At 70.4% G+C, this 21,636-nt stretch carries 18 protein-coding genes and 1 pseudogene; 6 read left to right on the plus strand and 13 right to left on the minus strand.

All coding sequences use genetic code 11. The features are described from left to right. The first annotated feature begins 50 nt into the window (after positions 1 to 50). Positions 51 to 1,970: an N-acetylglucosamine-specific PTS transporter subunit IIBC gene (gene nagE, locus ACLBWJ_RS08245; RefSeq protein WP_447660098.1), complete on the plus strand. Its 1,920-nt coding sequence runs from the start codon at positions 51 to 53 to the stop codon at positions 1,968 to 1,970. A 73-nt stretch (positions 1,971 to 2,043) separates the two neighbouring features. Beyond that, positions 2,044 to 2,655 carry a zinc-binding alcohol dehydrogenase gene (locus ACLBWJ_RS08250; protein ID WP_447660099.1) on the plus strand — a complete coding sequence of 204 codons (612 nt, stop codon included), beginning with the start codon at positions 2,044 to 2,046 and terminating at the stop codon, positions 2,653 to 2,655. Between the two features lie 21 nt (positions 2,656 to 2,676). Here the strand turns inward: ACLBWJ_RS08250 and ACLBWJ_RS08255 are convergent, their stop codons facing one another. The 7 genes from ACLBWJ_RS08255 to ACLBWJ_RS08285 form a co-directional block, all read right to left on the minus strand. Continuing rightward, the gene (locus tag ACLBWJ_RS08255) at positions 2,677 to 3,000 is read right to left on the minus strand and encodes a potassium transporter Trk (protein WP_112615791.1); all 324 of its coding nucleotides are present in this window, start codon (positions 2,998 to 3,000) and stop codon (positions 2,677 to 2,679) included. A gap of 63 nt (positions 3,001 to 3,063) precedes the next feature. After that, positions 3,064 to 5,949, minus strand: coding sequence for an HtaA domain-containing protein (locus ACLBWJ_RS08260; protein WP_447660100.1), 2,886 nt, complete (start codon positions 5,947 to 5,949; stop codon positions 3,064 to 3,066). A gap of 102 nt (positions 5,950 to 6,051) precedes the next feature. After that, positions 6,052 to 6,837, minus strand: coding sequence for a heme ABC transporter ATP-binding protein (locus tag ACLBWJ_RS08265; protein WP_447660101.1), 786 nt, complete (start codon positions 6,835 to 6,837; stop codon positions 6,052 to 6,054). Continuing rightward, complete coding sequence (locus ACLBWJ_RS08270) at positions 6,834 to 7,838, minus strand: FecCD family ABC transporter permease (RefSeq protein WP_447660102.1); 1,005 nt, start codon at positions 7,836 to 7,838, stop codon at positions 6,834 to 6,836. Before ACLBWJ_RS08270 ends, ACLBWJ_RS08265 begins: the two co-directional genes overlap by 4 nt. 41 nt (positions 7,839 to 7,879) lie before the next feature. After that, positions 7,880 to 8,983, minus strand: coding sequence for a heme/hemin ABC transporter substrate-binding protein (locus tag ACLBWJ_RS08275; RefSeq protein WP_282502620.1), 1,104 nt, complete (start codon positions 8,981 to 8,983; stop codon positions 7,880 to 7,882). Positions 8,984 to 8,985: 2 nt separating this feature from the next. Beyond that, positions 8,986 to 9,909 carry an HtaA domain-containing protein gene (locus ACLBWJ_RS08280; protein WP_447660103.1) on the minus strand — a complete coding sequence of 308 codons (924 nt, stop codon included), beginning with the start codon at positions 9,907 to 9,909 and terminating at the stop codon, positions 8,986 to 8,988. A 51-nt stretch (positions 9,910 to 9,960) separates the two neighbouring features. Next, a complete protein-coding gene (locus ACLBWJ_RS08285) occupies positions 9,961 to 10,329 on the minus strand; it encodes a sterol carrier family protein (protein ID WP_274178110.1) in 369 nt (122 codons plus the stop codon). A gap of 35 nt (positions 10,330 to 10,364) precedes the next feature. Here ACLBWJ_RS08285 and purD point away from each other — a divergent pair, with 35 nt between their 5' ends. After that, on the plus strand, positions 10,365 to 11,636 hold the full coding sequence (gene purD / locus ACLBWJ_RS08290) for a phosphoribosylamine--glycine ligase (RefSeq protein WP_282501836.1): 1,272 nt from the start codon (positions 10,365 to 10,367) through the stop codon (positions 11,634 to 11,636). A 39-nt stretch (positions 11,637 to 11,675) separates the two neighbouring features. Here purD and ACLBWJ_RS08295 read toward each other — a convergent pair whose 3' ends face one another. Both ACLBWJ_RS08295 and ACLBWJ_RS08300 read right to left on the minus strand, forming a co-directional pair. Next, positions 11,676 to 13,166, minus strand: a complete 1,491-nt coding sequence (locus ACLBWJ_RS08295; RefSeq protein ID WP_282501835.1) for a DHA2 family efflux MFS transporter permease subunit — start codon at positions 13,164 to 13,166, stop codon at positions 11,676 to 11,678. Beyond that, positions 13,163 to 13,786 carry a PadR family transcriptional regulator gene (locus ACLBWJ_RS08300; RefSeq protein ID WP_282501834.1) on the minus strand — a complete coding sequence of 208 codons (624 nt, stop codon included), beginning with the start codon at positions 13,784 to 13,786 and terminating at the stop codon, positions 13,163 to 13,165. Before ACLBWJ_RS08300 ends, ACLBWJ_RS08295 begins: the two co-directional genes overlap by 4 nt. An 87-nt stretch (positions 13,787 to 13,873) precedes the next feature. On the opposite strand from ACLBWJ_RS08300, the gene ACLBWJ_RS08305 reads away from it, so the two are divergent. The 3 genes and pseudogenes from ACLBWJ_RS08305 to ACLBWJ_RS08315 all read left to right on the plus strand — a co-directional run. Beyond that, the gene (locus ACLBWJ_RS08305; protein WP_282501832.1) at positions 13,874 to 14,752 is read left to right on the plus strand and encodes a phosphoribosylaminoimidazolesuccinocarboxamide synthase; all 879 of its coding nucleotides are present in this window, start codon (positions 13,874 to 13,876) and stop codon (positions 14,750 to 14,752) included. A 116-nt stretch (positions 14,753 to 14,868) separates the two neighbouring features. After that, positions 14,869 to 16,209, plus strand: a complete 1,341-nt coding sequence (locus ACLBWJ_RS08310; RefSeq protein ID WP_274178106.1) for a uracil-xanthine permease family protein — start codon at positions 14,869 to 14,871, stop codon at positions 16,207 to 16,209. A 103-nt stretch (positions 16,210 to 16,312) separates the two neighbouring features. Further along, a pseudogene (locus ACLBWJ_RS08315) lies at positions 16,313 to 17,087 on the plus strand (VOC family protein); the annotation flags it as partial. A 35-nt stretch (positions 17,088 to 17,122) separates the two neighbouring features. On the opposite strand, the gene ACLBWJ_RS08320 reads toward ACLBWJ_RS08315, so the two are convergent. From ACLBWJ_RS08320 to ACLBWJ_RS08335, 4 genes are read right to left on the minus strand one after another with little or no spacing between them, the layout of a single operon-like run. Beyond that, positions 17,123 to 18,136 carry a LacI family DNA-binding transcriptional regulator gene (locus ACLBWJ_RS08320; protein WP_274178105.1) on the minus strand — a complete coding sequence of 338 codons (1,014 nt, stop codon included), beginning with the start codon at positions 18,134 to 18,136 and terminating at the stop codon, positions 17,123 to 17,125. Positions 18,137 to 18,142: 6 nt separating this feature from the next. Further along, on the minus strand, positions 18,143 to 19,660 hold the full coding sequence (locus tag ACLBWJ_RS08325) for a GH1 family beta-glucosidase (RefSeq protein WP_274178104.1): 1,518 nt from the start codon (positions 19,658 to 19,660) through the stop codon (positions 18,143 to 18,145). Continuing rightward, entirely contained in the window at positions 19,657 to 20,574 is a 918-nt protein-coding gene (locus ACLBWJ_RS08330) for a carbohydrate ABC transporter permease (protein ID WP_112615779.1), read from the minus strand. The genes ACLBWJ_RS08325 and ACLBWJ_RS08330 overlap by 4 nt, the downstream gene beginning before the upstream one ends. Continuing rightward, positions 20,571 to 21,626: a carbohydrate ABC transporter permease gene (locus ACLBWJ_RS08335; protein WP_282501831.1), complete on the minus strand. Its 1,056-nt coding sequence runs from the start codon at positions 21,624 to 21,626 to the stop codon at positions 20,571 to 20,573. The genes ACLBWJ_RS08330 and ACLBWJ_RS08335 overlap by 4 nt, the downstream gene beginning before the upstream one ends. Between the last annotated feature and the right edge of the window lie 10 nt (positions 21,627 to 21,636).

Genomic DNA, 21,636 nt, shown 5'->3' on the forward strand with positions numbered 1-21,636 from the left:
TTAACCAATACTGTCAGAACCCCGTTCCCTCGCGCACATCGGAGTGACCCGTGAAATTCTTCCAACGACTCGGCCGGTCGATCATGCTGCCGGTCGCCGTGCTTCCCGTCGCCGCCATCCTCATGGGCATCGGCAACTGGATCGACGCCGCTGCCGGCGAGAACATCGTCTCGACGTTCCTCCTCGCAGCCGGCGGCGCGATCCTCGACAACATGGCGCTCCTCTTCGCCATCGGCATCTCGATCGGCATGGCCAACAAGTCGGATGGCACTTCCGCTCTGGCGGGTCTCGTCTCGTGGCTCACCGTCACGACGCTCCTCGCCCCTGCCACCGTCGCTCAGTTCTTCGGCATCGCCGACGTCGCCGACGTCGATCCCGCGTTCACCAACATCAAGAACGTCTTCGTCGGCATCATCTGCGGCCTCATCGGCGCGTGGGCCTACAACCGCTTCAAGGACGTCAAGCTGCCCGACGCCCTGTCGTTCTTCTCGGGCAAGCGTTCCGTCGCGATCGTCACGGCAGGCATCTCGCTCGTCGTCGCCGTCGTGCTGCTGTTCGTCTGGCCCTTCGTCTACGGCGGCCTCGTGATGTTCGGCGAGTGGATCGCGACCCTCGGACCGGTGGGCGCTGGCCTCTACGGCTTCTTCAACCGCTTGCTCATCCCCTTCGGCCTCCACCACGCGCTGAACTCCGTGTTCTGGTTCGACGTCGCCGGGATCAACGACCTCAACAACTTCCTCGGCGGCGCGAACGGCGACGGTGTCTACGGGGTCACCGGCCAATACATGACCGGGTTCTTCCCGATCATGATGTTCGGCCTGCCGGGCGCTGCCCTGGCGATGTACGTGACCGCGAAGGACAAGCGCAAGAAGGTGGTGGCGGGCATCCTGCTCTCGTCGGCCGTCGCCGCGTTCTTCGTCGGCATCACCGAGCCCCTCGAGTTCTCCTTCATGTTCCTCGCGCCGTGGCTCTACCTCGTCCACGCCGTCTTCACCGGCATCTCGGTCTTCATCGCCGCGCTGCTTCCGACCCGGATGGGCTTCGGTTTCTCGGCGGGCTTCATCGATCTGGTGCTGGGCTGGTTCAACCCGCTGGCGCAGAACCCCTGGATGATCCCCGTGATGGGCGTCTTCTGGTTCGTCGTCTACTTCCTGGTGTTCCGGTTCCTCATCCTGAAGTTCCGGCTCAAGACGCCGGGCCGCGAAGACGACGACGCGCTCGACGCGGATGCCGCGACCGCAGGCCGCGACGCGGGGTACGGCCCCACCGCGGAGAAGATGATCGCGGGCCTCGGCGGTAAGGACAACATCGTCCAGCTCGACAACTGCGCCACCCGCCTGCGGCTCGAGGTCGCCGACACGTCGCGTGTCGACAGCGACGCGCTCAAGCGTGCCGGAGCCGCGGGCACGATGATCTCCGGCGCGAAGTCGGTGCAGGTGGTCTACGGGCTCAACGTGCAGTTCGTGAAGGACGCGATGGACGACGTGCTCGCCGGACGCGAGGTCGAGCCGCCCGCGGCATCGTCGGCACCGCAGGGTGCGGGCACGGTGACGACCACCGCCCCCGCGGTGGTGCGGCTGCGTCAGCCCATCGCCGGCACGGTCGTGCCGCTCGCGCAGGTTCCCGACCCGATGTTCTCGCAGGGGACCATGGGTCCGGGCCTCGCGATCGACCCGTCCGGAGACACGGTCGTCGCGCCCGCGGACGGCACCGTGACCACGGTGTTCCCGACCGGTCACGCCGTGGGCATGACCCTTGACGACGGCACCGAGCTGCTGATCCACGTGGGCATCGACACCGTCGACCTCAAGGGCCGTGGGTTCCAGGCGCTCGTCCAGCAGGGCGAAGGTGTGCATGCCGGGCATCCGTTGCTCCGCATCGACACGGGCGTCATCCGCGGCGCGGGCTACTCCCCCATCACGCCGGTCATCGTGCTGAACAACGAACACGCGTCGATCGAGTTCGAGTGACGTCTCGGCCGGTGCCGAGCGTCATCTCCTCGGCACCGGCCGCACCCCGCCACCCCCGCTCTAAACTGGCGCCATGAGCGCGGCGAAGACTCCCGAGTGGGTGGTGCGGGAGGATGCCGCGCCCTCGGTCGTCGTCGCGCTGTACCTGCGCCAGGCGCTCGGCATCCGCACTCCGGATGAGCTGCCCCACCTGCGTGGGATCGAGCCGACACCCGTCGAGCGCGACCCCGAGACGCAGGCCGAGCTCGAGCGGCAGTGGCGAGCGTACTGGGAGATGACGGTCGAGCCGCTCGCGCATCCCTCCCCCGTGCCGCTCGATCTCGTCGACGGCTTCGACACCCTCGTGGCACTGCCGACCGAGGGGTTCGAGCGACTCGAGCGCGAGATCCGCCCGCACGCGACCGAGGCGGTGGCTTTCGCGCGTGACGTGCACGCCCGGTACACGGCGCGCTCGTCGGGCGCCGGCGCCGTCGCCTATCGCGCCTACGCCGGAGCGCTCGCCCAGCACGAACGCCGCATCGGCCGGCGGGCGCACTCGTTCGAGCTGAACGTGCAGGTGCTGCCACTGAGCCAGCGCGGCGTGTGGTGGGTCGGCGCGCTCACGATCGCCGTCACCGACGGTCTGCGCAGCGACGTCGTGGCCTTCGACGCCGCGATCGCGCCGATCATCGCCGACATCGCCTGACCTCGCGCGAGCAAGCCCGCGTCAGGCGTCGTCGACGGTGCGGACGCGCTCGTGCAGGATGCGCACCTCGCGCGTGCGGCGACGTGCGGCGCGGTCGAGCACGAGGGCGATGACGCCCGCGATCGCCATGCAGACCGGGATGGCGCCGAGCGCGATGAACCCGAACACCTGACCCGCGGAGTACTGCAGGCCGGTGTTGGTGCTGACTCCCTCATCCGGGATGCCGAACGTCAGGGCCAGCGCGACGATGATGCCCGCGGCGGCCCCGAGCAGGAGGAACACGCTGTACTTGGGCACACGACGCACCCGCGCCGACTCGACCCGTTCGGTGATCTCCTCAGCCATGACTCCATTGTCGCACCGCCCGAGCAATGCCCGGGCGGTGCGACGAGAGGGCTCAGCGAGTCGTCAGAGCGCGCTGCGACGGCGACGCGTGAACGACACGGCGAGCGCGCCGATCAGCAGCATCCCGGCACCCAGCCACAGGGTGTCGACGGGCGCCTGTCCACCGGTCGCGGCGAGGGTCGCGTCGGTCGATGCGTCGCACGGCACCTTGGCGCCGAGCGGGAACGTGATGCTCACCGGGTCGAGCGCCTCACCCGCCGAGTAGAAGCCGGCGAAGGCCTCGGCCCCCGCGGCCGTCAGCGTGGCCGATGCGCCTGTCCAGCTGATCCGATTCGCCGTCGTCGTGGCGGCGGGCAGCGAGAGCGTCGCGAAGACGACGCCGTTCGCGTTCACGTCGGGCGACCCGTTGTATCCCTTGGACTGCACGTTCACGATCAGCGAGGCGATGTTCGCGCCGGTGATCTGCACGCGCGGGTTCGACAGGGTCATGTCGAGCAGACCGCTGTGGCCGGTGTAGTGCACCGAGCCGCCGAAGCTGACACGACCGCGATCGTTCTCGGGGCTGTACGCACCCGAGCCGGTGCCCCAGCCGCCGGAGATCTCTCCCTTGGCGATCGGGCCCGTGATGTACGAGCGGTACGACTCCTTCACACCCCAGTCGATCGTCGCTCCCGAGACCGACCGGGCGACGCACGACGGTGCGGCCGGCGACTCGACGGCTGCGGCGACAGCGGCAGCCGTGACCCGGAAGGGTGCGGATGCCGCGACGACGCCGCCGACGCTGAGCTCGAGCGTGTGGTCGCCCGTCGCGAAGCCGGTGGGAACCGCCCACGAGAACGACACGCGTCCGCCGGCATCCGCCGTCGCCGTGCCGATGGTGACCGGCTCGGAGTGCGCGACGGCCGTCACGACGTCACCGGGCGCGAAGCCGCCGCCGGTGAACTCGAGCACGCCACCCTGGGCGACCGTAGCCGAGCCCGCGAACGCGACGAACGGGGCCGTCGGCACCGCGACGGTGACGTCGGCGAAGGCGTCGAGCGTCCGGTCGGTCATCGACAGCTCGTGCGCCGCGGATGTGGCGACGTGGTAGCTCTTCGTCGGGTCGAGCGAGCCCGCGGGAATCGTCAGCTCGACGGTGAAGGCACCACCGACGATCGAGCCCGGGCGCACCCAGGCCAGCTGCACCCAGCCCTCGGCGGGCAGGGGCCCTGCCCCGGCCCAGAGCGACTTCTCGCCGAAGCCGACGTACGCGCCGTTGACGGCGCTGTCGCCGACGAAACCGCTGCCCGCGACCGTGAGCGTGTTGGCCACGGCCGGGTCGAGGTCGGCGTTCGGGGTGACCGTGATTCTCGGGCTCTTCGTCGGCTCGGGCTGCGGCGCGACCTCGGCCCACGTCACCGGGACGAAGAGCTCGTTGTCGGGCTGCAGACCCTGCGACTTCTCGTTGCCGAAGGTGAAGACGCCGAGGCGGTAGTCGTCGCCGGGGCGCTTCTCGTTCGCGGACTTCTCATCGACCCGGACGGTCCACGTGAAGTCGACCGTGCCATCGGCGTTCTCGGTCCACGGGAGGTTGGCGTCGCCGGTCGGATCGCCCGACACGCGGACGTATGAGACCGACGGGCGCGCGGCATCCGCGGCACCGTCGGTGGGCTTCCAGGTCTCGGCGACCCAGCCGAAGCGCAGCGCGAAGCCGGCGCCGACCTCGCTCTGGCGGTAGTTGCGTCCCTCGACGGTCAGCGTGGCACCGCTCGGATCGACATCCGTGTTCGGCGTGACCGTGAGGGTGGGCGCGGGGAGCGGCTCGGCCGGCGTCGTCGCGAACGACACGACCACCTTCGCGTCCTGGGTGCGGTTGGTCATGCCGGTGTGGTTGGCGATCGTGTAGACCGCCGTCGTCTCGCCCTTCGGCGCGACCGTCAGCGTGGTCTCGAACGAACCGTCCTCCGCGAACTTCACCATCGTCGCCGTGGTGGGGTTCGAGGTGACGAGCTTCGCGCCTCTCGTGCATCCCGCCGCGATGAAGGCGAAGTCGACCTCAGCGAGCGGGCGGTCGGCGCAGGTCGTGAGGTAGATCGGCTGGGCGGGGTCGTAGCCCGTGCCCCTGACGGTGATCTCCTCGCCCGCGGGGTCGAGCCCTGTCGACTTCGACAGCGTGAGGGTGGGCACGCGCACCGGGGTCTCGGGCTCGGTCTCCTTCGCGGTGACCGCGTAGCTCAGCGCCGGCGCGGTCGAGGCGGAGTAGGCCGTGGCGTCGGCCGGGGTGAACGCGGCCGCAATGCTGTGCGTGCCGACGGCGAGCGACGAGGTGACGATGCTCGCGACGCCCCCGTCGACCGGAGCCGAGCCGAGCGATGCGTCACCGGCCGTGAACGAGACGGAGCCGGATGCCGCGGGCGAGACCGTCGCCGTCAGGGTGACGTCGGCGCCCTCGACGGCCGTTCCGTCGGGCGAGACCGACAGGGTCGTCGTGGTCGACTCGGCGACGGGCGGGAAGAGCGCGTCCCAGTCGATCGAGACGTCGGCGCGGGCGAGGAGATTCGCCCCGGTGGGGAACGAACGAGACGGCCACGAGATGACCTCGTAGGCCTTCGTGCGATCGAGCTCGCTCGCGATCTGCTCGAGGCTTCCGGTGATCTCGCCCGCAGCGGAGACGTCCAACGAGGTGTTGGGCGTGGTCGCCTGGTCGACCGTCAGGTCGCCCTTCTCGACGAGGGCGATGTAGGCGTGCCGGCTCGGCTGGCCCGGGTACTGGGGGGCGACCTCGAAACCCGTGCCGGAGACGGCCACGGTGATCTTCTCGTTCGCGACGACGGTGGTCGACGTCGTCAGAACGGGGCCGGCGGCCGACGCCGGTGCGGCGACTCCGACGACGGCGGCCATGGCGATGAGCGCGCCGGTCAGCACGCTCGCGAGCGGACGCTGCAGCGCCGCCCTCCTGGTTCTCAGCATGGGAACCCTCCGAATCTCGATGCAGGTGAAGCTCGCGCGTCGGGCACGCGACTCAAAGTTAGCTTAGCCTTGCCTAATCCGATTTTGTGAAGAGGCTGATAGTCAGCGCTCGGCGTGACGGCGAGGGAGGATGACCGGGCGGCCGGAATCCGGATCGTCGAGCACGCGCACCTCGGTGCCGTAGACGGCCGTGACCCGCTCCGCCGTGAGCACTTCTCGCGCGCTGCCCCGGGCGACGAGCCGGCCGCCGTCGATCATCGCGACCTCGTCGGCGTACGCCGCAGCGAGCGACAGGTCGTGCAGCACGACGACCACCGCGCACCCGTCACGGGCGAGGTCGCGTGCGACGCCGAGGACGTCCTCCTGGTGCCGGAGGTCGAGCGCCGCCGTCGGCTCGTCTAGCAGCACGACGGGGGTGTCCTGCGCGAGCACGCGGGCGAGCGAGACGCGTGCCTTCTCGCCGCCCGAGAGTGACGGGTAGGCGCGATGGAGCAAGTGCGCGACATCCGCCCGTTCGACCGCTTCGGCGATACGCGCATCGTCGAGGGCCGCCTGCTCGGTGCCGATCCAGGGCGTCCGCCCGATCGCGACGACCTGCCCCGCCGTGAACGAGAACGCCACCTGGTTCGACTGCAGCAGCACGGACCGCCGCCGCGACAGGTTGCGGGCCGACCACTCGCTCACCCGGCGTCCGTCGAGACGGACATCCCCCGAGGTGGGTGCACGGTCGCCCGTCAGCAGGGAGAGCAGGCTCGACTTTCCGGCGCCGTTGGGCCCCACGAGAGCGAGCAGCCGACCGTAGCCGACATCCGTCGTCACGTCGTCGAGGATCGTCGCCTCACCCAACCGCAAGCTCGCATGCCGCACCTCGACGGCCACGCCCGTCACGACCAGCCCCCGGCGGTGCGGCGGGTGCGGCGGATGAGCCAGAAGAAGAACGGTCCGCCCACGAGCGACGTGAGGATGCCGATCGGCAGGTCTGCAGAGACGACGATGGTCCGCGCCAGGAGATCGGCGTAGACGAGCACGACGCCGCCGCCGAGCGCCGAGAGGGCGATGAGCCCGCGGTGCGCCGGCCCAACCAGCATGCGGATGATGTGGGGCACGACGAGACCGACGAACGCGATGATGCCGACGAACGCGACCGCAACGCCGGTGAGGAGCGCGACGAGGACGATCGACCCGACCCGCAGCGCCTCGACGCGCACACCGAGGTGCGCGGCGGTGCGATCACCGAGCGCGAGAAGGTCGAATCGGCGTGCGAGACCGAGGGATGCCGCTGTGCCGAGCGCTCCGACGAGCGCGACGATCGCCACCTCCGACCAGCGCGAACCGTTCATCGAGCCGAGCTGCCAGAACACGATCTGCTCGCGTGACGCGGTGTCGCCGACGAACATCAGCAGTGCCAGCGCGGCACCCGCGAACGCGTTGACGGCGATGCCCGTCAGAATGAGCGTGATCGACTCGGTACGCCCGTGCGCGCGTGCGGCGGCGTAGACCACGAGGGTCGCGACGAGGCCGCCCGCGAACGCGCAGACCGCGATCGACCACGGGCCGAGGAACGAGACGCCGAGCGTGATCGCGGCGGCCGCGCCGACGGCCGCGCCCGACGAGACGCCGACGACGCCCGGCTCGGCGAGCGGGTTGGCGAAGATCGCCTGCATGACGGCACCGGCGACCGCCAGCAGCGCGCCGACGAGCAGCGACATCGCGACACGGGGGAACCGGATCTGCCACAGCGTCTGCTCGATCAGCGGCTCGGTCGGCGCCCACGAGCTGGGCATGCCGATGGCGCGGAGCAACGACCCGACGACCTCGGCGGGGCCGACCGGCAGCTGACCGAGTCCGGCCGACAGCACGACGCCCACCGCGAGCAACGCCGCGGTCACGGACCCGACGAGGACTGCGCGGCGCCCAGCGGCACGCCCGCTCACGAGGCGGGATCGGGCGCGTAGACAGCGCGTGCCAGCGCATCGAGCACCCCCGCACTGCGCGGCCCGAACGACAGGATCTGCCCGTCCGCCATGTCGACGAAGCGGCGATGCTGGCCGGCTGCGGTCAGCGCGATCGCGGGCTTGTCGGCGAGCAGGCCATCGACGCCGCCGACCGATTCGAGCCCGGCGGTCATCACGAGGATGAGGTCGGGGTCGGCGGCGACCATGGCTTCGTCGTTGAGGGGCTGCATCCCGCTCCAGCCGAGCTCGCCGGCGACGTCGACCCCGCCGAGGGCGGTGATGAGCTGGTCGGCACCGGACTCGGACCCGAACAGGTAGTAGACACCCGCGGTGCCGCGCAGGTAGAGGAAGACCATTCGCAGACGCTCGCTCGCGGCCTCCGGTGCGAGCGCGGCGATCTGCGCACGCGTCTCGTCGACCTCGCTCACGATCCGCTGAGCGAGCTGCTCTCGCGCCTCGGCGACGCCGAGCACCTCGCCGACCGAGCGCGCCAGGTCGGCGGCGCCGTCGAACGACGCCGAACGCTCGACGAACACGACCGTGATGCCGACATCCCGCAGCTGCTGCACGACGTCGACCGGCCCGATGCTGCCGTCGGTGATGACCAGCGTGGGGGCGAGGCCGATGATCGACTCGGCGTTGACCGTGTGGCCGTTGCCCGTGACAACCGGCAGGTCCGCCGCACCGGGGAACGTCGTCGAGACGTCGCGGCCGACGAGCTCGCCGCCGAGGCCCAGGCCCCAGACGGTCGCGGCCAGCGAACCGGAGAGGTCCATCGCGATGATGCGCGAGGTGTCCGTCACCGTCACCTCGACGTCGCCGGTGAGATCGTGCGAGGTCACGGTGACGGGCAGGCTCTGGGTGGGATCCGTCACGACCGGCTCGACCGCAGCGTCGGCGAGGACGGCGGTCGAGGGGCCCTCGAGCGAGCGCGGGTCGGTCACCGGCGCCAATTCGCTCAGCGGGGGTCGGTCGATCACGACCTGGCCCGCGGCCTCGCCGTGAGACGTCGCAGCCGGAGCGCAGGCGCTGAGCGACAGGGCCGCAGCGGCGAGCGCCGCGACGAGGAGTCGCCGCATCTTCACGCGGCCGGCCCGTCGTCGGCGTGATCGGCGGGCCCGCCGCCGGCACGCACCTTCCGCTGCTTGCGACGCGAGGCGACGATCGCTGCGGTCGACCCGCCGATCGTCGCGACGAGCGCGCCGCCGATCGCGGCGATGAGCGCGACGGGGAGGGCACCGCTCGATCCGCTCTCGTCGTCGCCCGCCTCTGCCGCATCCGCGGCGGGAGACGCGTCGACGACGGGCGACGGCTCGGCCGTCGGGGTAGCAGCCGCGCACACCCCGCTCGCGGTGAACGAGAGCGGGTCGAAGGCGGTGCCCGTCTCGTAGTTGCCGAAGGCGGCGTACCCCTCGTCGGTGATCGCGGTGGCGGCATCCGTCGCGGCGAGGGTGAGGGCCTCGCCCGAGACCGTGCTCTCCAGACCCGCCAGGTCGACGGTCACGAACGGCACCTGGGGTGTCGTGACGACGGTGTCGTCGCCGGCGAGCGCGCTCTCCATCGAGACTCCGGCGAGGTCGACGAGAACACGCCCCGCCGCCGGCGCGATCTCGAGCGTGACGTTCTGCGCCGTCGAGTCGAGCAGGCCGCCGTGCCCGGTGAACCGGATGCCGCCGGGGAAGGCGATCGAGCCGGTACCGGTCGCCGGGTCGTAGCTGCCCGTGCCACCGGTCCAGGTGAACGCGGGCGTCTCGTAACCCACGCCGCCGAACGGCTCCCACGCACCCTTTGCGATGGAGCCGGAGATGTACGAGCGGAACGACTCCTTGAAGCCCCACGTGATGGTCGCGTCGGTGATGTCGCAGGCGGCCGGCGAGGTCGCGGCGGTCCGCTGCTCGACGGGCGCGGCGTCGCCGATCGCGAGGGCGGGGCTCGCGACACCGAGGACGATCGACGCAGCGGCGAGCACCCCGAGGGGCGCCCGGGACAGAAGGGAAGAGCGCACAGCAGACTCCAGAGGTAAGGTCAGGCTTGCCTAACCTTACCGGAGTCGGCGTCAGGGCCGCAGCGGCAGCAGCGCTCCGAGGTCGGCGCGGGTGCCCGACGCTCTGAGCCGGCCCGCGGTGGCGGCATCCGCCCAGGCCAGCTCGCCGAGGGCGAGGGCGATCCAGGTCGCGGCATCCGTCTCGACGACGTTGGGAGGAGTGCCGCGCGTGTGTCGCGGACCCTCGACGACCTGCACGGCACCGAAGGGCGGCACGCGCATCTCGACCGAGTTGCCGGGCGCCTTCTCGACGAGCAGCTGCAACAGGTAGCGCACGGCCGTCGCCAGGTCGGTGCGCGCAGGTTTCTCGCCGGACGCGTCGGCGGCGGCGACCGCGGCGAGCGCGGCGCGGCCATCGGCGGTGAGGATGCTGCGGGCCATGGGTTCCACGCTAGCCCGGTCGGTAGGCTGGCCGGGTGAAGATCCTGGTCCTCGGCTCGGGCGCGCGCGAGCACGCCATCATCCTCGCTCTCGCCGCGGAAGGCGCAGGTCACGACCTGCTCGCGGCCCCCGGCAACGCCGGCATCGCGCGCGATGCCGAGATCGTCCCGGGCCTCGACCAGAATGACCCGGTCGCGGTGACCGAGTTCGCCGGCAGCGCCAACGTCGACCTCGTCATCGTCGGCCCGGAGGCCCCGCTCATCGCCGGTGTCGCCGATGCACTGCGGGAACGCGGCATCCCCGTCTTCGGGCCCGGAAAGGTCGCCGCGCAGCTCGAAGGGTCGAAGGCCTTCGCGAAGCGCGTGATGGACGAGGCCGGTGTGCCCACCGGTCGGGCGGTGCGCGCGCGGAGCCGCGCCGAGGTCGAGGCCGCGCTCGACGAGCTCGGCGCCCCCCACGTGGTCAAGGCCGACGGTCTCGCTGCCGGCAAGGGCGTCATCGTCACCGATGACCGTGACGCGGCGCTCGCCCACGCCGACATCTACCTCGCGAGCGGCCCGGTGCTGATCGAGGAGTTCCTCGCCGGCCCCGAGGTGTCGCTCTTCTTCGTCTCGGACGGCGACACCGTCCGAGCCCTCAGCCCCGCGCAGGACTACAAGCGCGCCTACGACGGCGACGCCGGCCCGAACACCGGGGGCATGGGCGCCTACTCGCCGCTCCCCTGGCTCGCCGACCGGTTCGGCAGCGAGGCCGAGTTCGTCGCCGAGGTCACGCGCGACGTGGCCGAGCCCGTCATCCGCCACCTCGACACCGAGGGCACGCCGTTCATCGGCCTCCTCTACGCGGGCCTCATCCTCACCGAGTCGGGCATCAAGGTGATCGAGTTCAACGCGCGGTTCGGCGACCCCGAGACGCAGGTCGTGCTCGCGCGGCTGACCTCGCCGCTCTCGGAGCTGCTGATGGCCGCGGCGAGCGGGCGCCTCGAGTCCGAGCCCGAGCCGACGTTCTCGGGCGACGCCGCCGTCACGGTCGTGCTCGCGAGCGAGGGCTACCCCGAGAACCCGGTGACCGGCCGGGCGCTCACGGGGCTCGACGCCGCGGCATCCGTCGAGGGCGTGCACCTCGCGCATGCCGCGACCGCCGAGACGGTCGACGGGCTCGTCGCCACCGGCGGGCGCGTGCTGAACGTCGTCGCGCGCGGCACCGACTTCGCCGAGGCCCGTGACCGCGCCTATCGCGCGCTGTCCGAGATCAGCCTCGACGGCTCGCACCACCGCACCGACATCGCCGCCCGCGTCGCGGACTGAATCCACAACGCGGGCGGTCCCGTTCGGTCGCGGCCGGGGTCAGCGCCGGACGAGGTGGGCGGGGCGCTTGAGGAAGATCACGACGATCACGGCGACCCCGATGACGATCGCCGGCAGGATCATGGCCTGCGCCATCGCGGCGGAGAAGCCCTCGGCGATCGCGGGAGGCATCGCGCCGCCGCCGCCGAAGTCGCCGCCCGCGGCATCCCCGGCACCCGGCAGGTTCGCCGTCAGCCGCGACTGCATGTAGGCCGCGATCGCCGCCGAGCCGATCACCGAGCCGACCGTGCGGGTCGTGTTGTAGATGCCCGAGCCGGCCCCTGCCTGACGCGGCGGCAGGTTGCGGGTCGCCGTCGTGGCGAGCGGACCCCACATGCCGGCGTTGGCGACGCCGATGATCGCGGCGGGGATGAGCAGCAGCAGGACGGGCGCCTCGGTGTTCATGAGCAGCGCGTAGCCGACGAGGCCCAGGACCATCAGCGTCAGGCCGGGGACGAGCAGCAGGCGCGGGTCGACGCGGTCGAGGATGCGGCCGGCCAGCGGTGCGAGCGCGCCCGAGAGAACCGCCATCGGTACGAGCAGCAGCGCCGACTGCGTCGGGGTGAGCCCGCGCGCGAGCTGCGTGAAGAACGCCATCGGCAGCGCCATGCTCGTCACGGTGAAGCCCACCGCGGCGATCGCGAGGTTCGAGATCGCGAAGTTGCGGTCGAGGAAGAGCTCGAGCGGCACGAGGGGCTCGCTCTTCGTCCGTCCCTGCGTCCAGACGAACACCGCCATGACGACGATACCGGCCCCGATCATCGCCCAGATGCCGGCAGCCCAGTCGTAGTGCTCGCCCTCCTGCAGGCCGAAGACGATGAGGAAGAGCCCGATCGCGCTCAGCACGACGCCCACGACATCGAAGCGGTGCGGGTGCGTCTCGAGCTGCGGCACCAGGCGCCACGCCAGGACGAATGCCACGACACCGACGGGGATGTTGACGAAGAAGATCCACTCCCAGCCGAAACCGTCGACGAGAAGGCCGCCCGCGAGCGGTCCGACGAGGGTCGCGACACCGGCGGTCGCACCCCACAGGCCCATGGCCGCGCCCCGGCGCTCGGCGGGGAAGGTGCGGGTGATGACGGCCATCGTCTGCGGGGTCATGAGGGCGGCGCCGAGACCCTGCACGGCGCGCGCGATCACGAGCACGGCGAGCGAGCCCGAGAGCCCGCAGGCGAGCGAGGCGATCGTGAAGATCGCGAGCCCGATCAGGTAGATGTTCTTCGGCCCGAATCGGTCGCCGAGGCGGCCCGTGACCAGCAGGGGCACTGCGTAGGCGAGCAGGTACGACGAGGTGACCCACACCACGTTGTCGAGGTTGCCGGTCGACGGGTCGAGCGCGGCCTTGATCGCCGGGTTCGCGACCGAGACGATCGTGGTGTCGACGAGGATCATGAAGAACCCGATGACCATCGCCCACAGGGCGGGCCACGGGTTGACGGCGGGGGCGGCGCCTTCGGGGGCGCGGACGGTGCTGGTTCTCTCGCTCATGCGCGGGCGGCTTCTCTCTGTGCCAGGTAGCGGTCGGTCGCGGCGAGGTCGGTGACCCCCCACACGGTGTCGGGACGACGGATGTACTCGACCGCTTCGTCGAGCCAGGCGACATCCGCCGACAGCAGAGCCGTCTCGCGGTGCACCTCGATCCAGAACTGGGGATACGAGCCGCGCTCGATCGCATGGTCGCGCGCCTGGCGGTGCGCCTCGAGGGATGCCGCCAAGGCGTCCCTCCGCTCGCTGAGGAGCGCCACCACTTCGGCGCGCTCGAGGTTGTGCGATTCGGCCAGCGCGACGCGGAAACGCTCGGGGCGGTCGACGGCGGGGAGCTCGCGCCGCACCCACGCGGTCATCATGTCGGCGCCGGCGTCCGTGAGCGTGTACGTCGTCCGCTCCGGACGGTTGCCGTCGCGATCGGTGCCGACGTCATCGATGAGGCCCTGCCGCTCGAGACGCGCGACGGTGTGGTAGATCGTCCCGTGCGTCAGGGCGACGAGGCGGTCGGCCTTCCGTTCGCGCAGCAGACGGACCATCTCATACGCGTGCATGTCGTCCTCGTGCAGCAGCGCGAGCAGCATCAACCCCAGCGGGGTGAGGCGATCGACGGCATCCGGCATGGCACCCCCCTCTCGATTAGTCCATGTGGACTATACGCCCTTTCTCACGGGTCGGCGCGGCGTTCCCCGCTCCGGGATAATGGCCGGGTGAGCGCCCTCGATCTGCCCGGCTGGAAGCACGTCTACTCCGGCAAGGTCCGCGACCTGTACCGTCCGGCGGACGGCCCGGCCGACCGGATGCTCGTCGTCGCGAGCGACCGCGTCAGCGCTTTCGACCACGTGCTCGAGCCCGGCATCCCCGGCAAGGGCGAGCTGCTGACGCGCCTGAGCCTGTGGTGGTTCGCCCAGCTCGCCGGTCGCGACGGCGGCCACCCGATCCCGAACCATCTGCTGGGGCTCCAGCCGCCGGCAGCGGTCGCCGCGCGGGCGATGATCGTGCGCGAGCTCGACATGCAGCCGATCGAGTGCGTCGTCCGCGGCTACCTGACCGGCACCGGCTGGGCCGAGTACTCCGAGAGCGGCACGGTGTGCGGCATCCCCCTCCCGACCGGCCTGCAGAACGGCGACCGCCTGCCCGAGCCGATCTACACCCCCGCGTACAAGGCTCCCCTCGGCGAGCACGACGAGAACATCTCGTTCGAGCGTTCCGTCGAGCTCGTCGGCGCCGAGACCGCCGCCGCGCTGCGCGACGCGTCGCTCGAGATCTACCGACGAGCCGCCGCCCTCGCCGAGAGCAAGGGGCTCATCCTCGCCGACACGAAGTTCGAGTTCGGCCTCGATGCCGATGGCGTGCTGACCCTCGCCGACGAGGTGCTCACGAGCGACTCGTCGCGCTACTGGGATGCCGAGGCCTGGCGCACCGGCACGACGCCCGCCGAGCGCATGGCCAGCTACGACAAGCAGATCGTGCGCGACTGGCTCGCGGCGGCCTGGGACAAGACCGGCACTCCCCCGGCTCTCCCCGACGACATCGTCGAGCGCACCGCCGCGAAGTATCGCGAGCTGCTCGAGACGCTCGCGGGCTGAGGGCGGGCCGTACGCGCGCTCCGCGGAGCGCCGACGCGGCATGCAGGGATCTCACAGGTAGGGTAGGGCCGCTCTCGCGCTCCATCCCGAATCGTTCATCCTTTCCGAGGAGTCCCATGCCCATCTGGTCCCTCCACGGCGACGGTCGCACCGTCGCGCGCGGCGCCGTCGTCAAGCCCGGCGAGCGCCTGAACTGGCCCGGCACCATCGCGATCGGCGCGCAGCACGTCGTCGCCATGTTCGGTGCGACGTTCCTCGTGCCGATCATCACCGGCTTCCCGGTCTCGACGACCCTGCTCTTCTCGGGTCTCGGCACCCTCGTCTTCCTGCTGATCACGCGCAACAAGCTGCCGAGCTACCTGGGCTCGTCGTTCGCTTTCATCGCCCCCATCACGGCGCTCAACGGCGGCAACCGCCTCGAGACCGCCGAGCAGATCACTCAGGCGCTCCTCGGCGTCGTCGTCGCGGGCCTCCTGCTCGCGGCGGTCGGCTTCATCGTGCAGGCCTTCGGCACGGGCTGGATCGAGAAGCTCATGCCGCCCGTGGTCGCCGGTGCGATCGTCGCGCTCATCGGGTTCAACCTCGCACCCGCCGCCTGGAACAACTTCCAGCTGCAGCCCGAGATCGCCACGGTGACCCTGTGCGCCGTCATCCTGTTCAGCGTGCTGTTCCGCGGGTTCCTCGGCCGCATCTCGATCTTCCTCGGCGTGATCGTCGGCTACGTCGTGGCCGCCGTCACCGGACAGGTCGAGTTCGAGGCCGTCGGGGCCGCCGCCTGGTTCGGTCTGCCCGACTTCCACCTCGTGGCGATCGGGGATGCCGCGGCCTGGTCCATCGTGCCGATGTTCCTCCCCGTCGTGCTCGTGCTGATCGCCGAGAACGTCGGCCACGTGCGCGGCGTCGCGACCATGACCGACGACCCCTCGATCAACAAGCACACCGGCCGCGCGCTCATCGCCGACGGTGTCGCGACCACCCTCGCGGGCGGCTTCGGCGGCTCGGGCACCACGACCTACGGCGAGAACATCGGCGTCATGGCCGCGACCCGCGTCTACTCGACCGCCGCGTACTGGGTGGCCGGCATCGTGGCGATCCTGCTCGCCTTCTCGCCCAAGGTCGGGGCCGTGTTCAACACGATCCCCGCGGGCGTGCTCGGCGGCGTCACGACGGCCCTCTACGGCCTGATCGGCGTCATCGGCATCAAGATCTGGGTCGACAACCGCGTGGACTTCTCGCGTCCCGTGAACCAGTACACCGTCGCGGTGTCGTTCGTCATCGCGATCGCGGGGTTCGCGATGAACTTCGGTTCGCTGCAGTTCGGCGCGATCGTCCTCGGCACCATCGCGGCACTGGTGATCTACCACGCCGGCAACGCGATCGCCCGCTGGCGCAAGACCGGCGCCGACGACGGCGGCCCCATCCCCGCGGTGGGCCCCCTGGGAGGAGACCCCCAGTAGGCCCGCATCCCGAGTGCACGGCATCCCGTCGAAAGGACGACTTTCAGACGCGAGGATGCCGTGCACTCGGCGTTTCGCCGTGCACTCGACGCCGCTCCCGGCCCTGCAGGTGCTCGCCGCAGGCGGCGACACCGTCACCCTCGGGCGCGCCGGCCGGCCGGTCGTGATCCTGCGCCACGAGCCCGCGCTCCGCCATGCGGCCGCCGGGTCGGCTGGCTTGTTCCACACGGCCATCCTGTTCGAGACGCAGGCAGCTCTGGCGGCCGCGCTCTACAGCGTCGCCCGCCACGCGCCCTCGACCTTCACCGGCAGCGCCGACCACCTCGTCAGCCAGGCGTTCTACTTCACCGACCCCGAGGGCAACGGCATCGAGCTCTACTGGGACCGCGATCGCAGCACCTGGTCGTGGACGCACGGACAGGTCGAGATGGACACGCTCTTCCTCGACCCCAACGCCTTCTTACGCGAGCACCTCGATGCCGCGATGCTCGACAGCGGGCAGCGCCGGCTCCACGCCATCCGATCCCGCCCGCGTCGGCCACGTGCACCTCTCGGTCGGCGACGTGGTGACGGCACGGGCGTTCTACGTCGACGCCCTGGGGTTCGACACGACCGCGGCGCTCGGCGATCAGGCCCTCTTCGTCAGCGCGGGCGGCTACCACCACCACATGGCGATGAACGTGTGGAACTCCCGAGGGGCAGGGCCGCGCATGCCGGCGCTCGGGCTCGGCCGCGTCGACCTCGCGCTGCCGACGGCCGACGATCTGGGGGCTCTCACCGAACGTCTGCGCCATCATGGCATCGCGGTGCGCGACGACGGGCGCACGGTCGCGTTCGACGACCCCTGGAAGAACACGCTCCACGCCGCCCTGGCCTGAGCACGACGCGCCCTGACCCGAGCGTCAGGCCCGCGTCAGGCCGAGCCGCGGACGATGAGCTCGGTGTCGAGGATCGTCACCTCGGGGGGCGACATCCCCGCGAGCCGCGCGAGCAGGACATCGGCCATGCACTCGCCCTGCGCGAACGACGGCTGCCGCATGGTCGTCAGCTGCGGCTCGGTCGTCAGCGCGACGGGCGAATCATCGAAGCCCATGACCGCGACCTCGTCAGGGACCCTGATCCCCTCGGACGCGAGCACCTGCATGGCGCCGCGCGCCATGAGATCGCTCGCCACGAAGAGGCCGTCGAGCGGCTCGCCCGCCGCGAGGATGGCACGCATCGCCACAGCTCCGGACTCGGTCGTGAAGTCGCCCTGCACGACGGGGGCCGGCGTGAGTCCCGACTCCGCGAGCGCCACGCGGTAGCCCTCGGCGCGGTCGACACCGGCGGGCATGGACGGCGGGCCCGTGATCGCGCCGATGTGGCGGCATCCGCGGCCGATGAGGTAGGCCGTGGCATCCCGCGCACCGGCGACGTTATCGACGTCGATGTAGTAGTCGCCCATCCGCGAACGCACCGGTCGACCGCCGTAGACGACGGGAATCGCGGCCGCGATGCGCTCGATGAAGGTGTCGCTCGTGTGGTGCGACACGATGATCGCGCCGTCGACGGCCCCACTGCGCACGTACTGGGCCGTCTTGTCGCCGGGGTCGGCGCTGGCCATGATCAGGTTCAGCACATAGTCGCTGCGGCTGATGCGCGAGTTGATGCCCGACACGACCGCCGCGAAGAACGGATCGCCGAACACCCGGCTGGTGTCTTCGGGCACGACGAGCGCGATCGCCATCGTCGACCGGCTGGCGAGCGAACGCGCCGCGCGGTTGGGAACGTAGTTGAGCTCGGCGATCGCGCGGCGCACCGACTCGAGGGCGGCGGGGCTGACGGCGGTCGAGCCGTTGACGACGCGCGACACCGTCGAGCGCGATACACCGGCGACGGCCGCGACCTCTTCGATGGTCGCGGCCGTCCGGTTCTGGTCGGAGATCACAGTGGGCTACCTCGGGACGGCGGTCCGGGCGGCGTCCGCCGGAGCGGGAACGTCGATCGCACGATCTGCGATGACCCGACGATACTCCTTCGCGCTGTCCTTCAACGTCCGCTCCTGCGTGTGGTAATCCACGTGCACGATGCCGAAGCGCTTCTCGTAGCCCCAGGCCCATTCGAAGTTGTCGAGCAGCGACCAGTAGAAGTAGCCGCGGACGTCGGCACCGGCCTCCTGGGCGTCGAGGATGGCGCCCAGGTGCACCCGCAGGAACTCGGTGCGCTCGGCGTCCGGCACCGACTTCTCGCCGTCGACCTCGACGAGCTCGTCGTCGTAGGCGGCGCCGTTCTCGGTGACGTAGAGGATCGTGCCGACGGGCTGGGCGTACTCGGTCCACACGCGCTCGAGCAGCTGGGTCAGCCCCGCGGGCTGCACCTCCCAGTGCATCGACGTGCGGGGCAGACCCCGCTCGTGCCAGTAGATGTCGTGACCGGCGGGCCACGGCGAGCCGGTCTTGCGATCGGTGGGCGCGTCTCCCGGGGTCGGCGGGTTGGGGTCGGGACGACCGCCCACGAACTCGCCGTGGTAGTAGTTCACCCCGAGGGCGTCGAGCGGCTGCGCGATGATCGTCTCGTCGCCCGGGCGCACGGCATCGCGCCAGCGCTCGACCGCCGCGGCATCCACCTTCTCGATGTCGGCGACGATGTCGCCGGGGTAGGCGGCCCGGAAGATCGGGTCGAGGAACCAGCGGTTGAACTGGCCGTCGATGCGCCGCGCCGCGTCGACGTCGGCGGCATCGGCCGGATCGGCCGGTTCGGCCACCGTCAGGTTCAGCGTGATGCCCAGCGACAGCGACGAGTCGCGCTCGCGCAGGGCGGCGACGGTCTGCCCGTGACCGAGCAGCAGGTGGTGCGCCGCGAGCATGCCGTCGCCGATGTCGAACCGTCCGGGAGCGTGGATGCCCGCGGTGTAGCTGAGGAACGACGAGCACCACGGCTCGTTGAGCGTCGTCCAGTGGTGCACGCGGTCGCCGAGGGCGTCGTGCATGTCGAGGGCGTACTCGGTGAAACGATCGGCGGTCTCGCGAAGGGTCCACCCGCCCCGGTCCTCGATGGCCTGCGGCAGATCCCAGTGGTAGAGGGTCAGCCACGGGATGATCCCGGCACCGAGGAGCTCGTCGACGAGCCGCTCGTAGAAGTCGACGCCCTTCGGGTTGAGCGCGCCGCCGTCGGGACGCACGCGCGACCACGAGGTGGAGAACCGGTACGTGTCGAGACCGAGCTCCTTCATGAGCGCGACGTCGTCGCGGTAGCGGTGGTAGTGATCGCACGCGACGTCGCCGTTGTCGGCGTTGATCACGGCACCGGGAACACGGGCGAACGCATCCCAGATCGACGCGGTACGACCGTCTTCGAAGGCCGCGCCCTCGATCTGGTACGCCGCGGTGGCTGCTCCGAAGAGGAAGCCGGTGGGGAAGCTGCGCGAAGCGTTCATGTTCTCCTGCTGAGTGCGGTCGAGGTTCAGGGTCATCCCTTCACCGCCCCGGCCATGATGCCACTGACGAGCTGCTTGCCCGCGAAGATGAACAGCAGCAGCAGCGGGATGGTGGCGAGGATGACGCCCGCGAGCACGACCGAGTAGTCGACGAAGTAGTTCGACTGCAGCAGCGACAGCGCCACGGGAAGCGTCGGGTTTTGCCGGTCGAGCACGATGAACGGCCAGAAGAAGTTGTTCCAGGCTCCGACGAAGGTGAAGAGGAACAGCATCGCCGCGGCCGGACGCGCCGCGGTCATGCCGACGGTCCAGAACGTGCGGATCATCGAGGCTCCGTCGACGCGCGCCGCCTCGATCAGCTCGTCGGGCACCGCCTGACGCAAGTACTGCGTCATCCAGAACACGCCGAAGGCGCTGGTGAGCGCCGGGATGATGATGGCGCCGATCTGCCCCGTCCAGCCGAGCTCGGAGAACAGGATGTAGAGCGGCACGACGCCGAGCTGCTGCGGCACGGCCATCGTCGCCACGACGAAGACCAGCAGCCCGGGTCCGCCGTGGAAGCGCAGCTTCGCGAAGGCCCAGCCGGCGAGCGTCGAGGTGATCACGACGGCGGCGGCGATGAGGAACGAGCTGTAGATGGAGTTCCACAGCGCCGGCCAGAAGTTGACGGCCGGGTTGGAGATGACCGACAGGGCGTTCTCGATGAAGTTGCCGCCGGGGATCCACGGGAAGGGCTTGCGGAGCGTGGACGAGTCGCCCGAGCCGATCACGAACGACCAGTAGAGGGGGAACACGGCCGAGAGGAACACGGCGCCGAGGATGGCGTAGGTCCAGAACCCGGGACGGCTGCCGCGGATGCGCCGGGCGCGGCCACCCCGGCGCTGCTTGCGCGCGTTCGGGATGCCCTCTTCCACCGTGGCGAGGGGGACGGGAGTGCCGATGGTGCTCATGCCTGGTTCTCCTTCAGCGCGCGCTGCGCCTGCTTGGACTGCTTCTTCTGCTCCCGTTTGCTGAGCTCACGGCGAAGTCCTTCGTCGCGGACGAGGGTGCGCGTCACCACGAGGTTCACGAGTCCGATCAGCACGATGATGATGAACAGGATCCACGCCATCGCCGCGGCCCGGCCGAAGTTCCACTGTCCCCAGCCGACGTCGTAGAGGTAGAGGGTGATGGTCAGCCACTGCTGGGCGGATCCACCACGGCCGAACTGGTCGAACACGCGCGGCTCGTCGAAGATCTGCAGGCCGCCGATCGTGGCCGTGATGATGACGAAGATGAGCGTCGGCTTGAGCGAGGGCAGCGTGATCGAGAAGAACTGGCGCACGGGGCCGGCGCCGTCGACGGTGGCCGCCTCGTAGAAGTCGCGGTTCACGGCCTGCATGGCCGCGAGCAGGATGAGGGTGTTGTAGCCCATCCAGCGGTAGTTCACCATCGTGGCGATCGCGACATGGCTCCAGAACGGCTCGACGTGCCAGGGGATGGCGCCGATCCCGATCGCTTGGAGGATGCCGTTGATGAAGCCCGACTGGTCGGCGAACATCGCGTTGAAGATGAGGCCGACGGCGATGGGGGCGACGACGTAGGGGACGAGCACCGCCATGCGCCAGAAGGTCTTGGCGCGGATGTTCCGGTCGAGCACGGCCGCGATGAAGATCGCCAGCACGAGCTGCGGGACGCTCGAGAGCAGGAAGATGCTGAACGTGTTGCGCAGCGCGGTCCAGAAGTGGGGCTGCGACAGGATCCAGATGTACTGGTCGAATCCGATGAACTCACCCTCGCCGCGGATGAGGTCCCAGTCCATGAACGAGATCACCGCGGTGTACGCGATGGGGAAGAGCCCCACGATCGCGAACATGATGAAGAACGGCGAGATGTAGAGGTACGGCGAGAAGCGGATGTCCCACTTGCTGAGCTTCTGCGAGAAAGAGATGACTCGCGGAGGACGACCGCCGTCGTCGTTTCGGGGGGCGCGCGTCACTGGGCGCTGCTGAGTCGTGGTCACGATCGTCCTT

It is taken from the genome of Microbacterium sp. M4A5_1d (assembly GCF_053345465.1).

Bases quoted from the DNA above. Each gene is read 5' to 3' on its own strand.
- ACLBWJ_RS08285 (WP_274178110.1), bottom strand. From the start codon at position 10,329: ATGGCCCGCAGCATCCTCACCGCCGATGGCCGCGCCGCGCTCGCCGCG.
- ACLBWJ_RS08295 (WP_282501835.1), bottom strand. From the start codon at position 13,166: ATGAGCGAGAGAACCAGCACCGTCCGCGCCCCCGAAGGCGCCGCCCCC.
- ACLBWJ_RS08310 (WP_274178106.1), top strand. From the start codon at position 14,869: ATGCCCATCTGGTCCCTCCACGGCGACGGTCGCACCGTCGCGCGCGGC.
- ACLBWJ_RS08275 (WP_282502620.1), bottom strand. From the start codon at position 8,983: ATGCGGCGACTCCTCGTCGCGGCGCTCGCCGCTGCGGCCCTGTCGCTC.
- ACLBWJ_RS08260 (WP_447660100.1), bottom strand. From the start codon at position 5,949: ATGCTGAGAACCAGGAGGGCGGCGCTGCAGCGTCCGCTCGCGAGCGTG.
- ACLBWJ_RS08325 (WP_274178104.1), bottom strand. From the start codon at position 19,660: ATGACCCTGAACCTCGACCGCACTCAGCAGGAGAACATGAACGCTTCG.
- ACLBWJ_RS08330 (WP_112615779.1), bottom strand. From the start codon at position 20,574: ATGAGCACCATCGGCACTCCCGTCCCCCTCGCCACGGTGGAAGAGGGC.
- ACLBWJ_RS08250 (WP_447660099.1), top strand. From the start codon at position 2,044: ATGAGCGCGGCGAAGACTCCCGAGTGGGTGGTGCGGGAGGATGCCGCG.
- ACLBWJ_RS08300 (WP_282501834.1), bottom strand. From the start codon at position 13,786: ATGCCGGATGCCGTCGATCGCCTCACCCCGCTGGGGTTGATGCTGCTC.
- ACLBWJ_RS08255 (WP_112615791.1), bottom strand. From the start codon at position 3,000: ATGGCTGAGGAGATCACCGAACGGGTCGAGTCGGCGCGGGTGCGTCGT.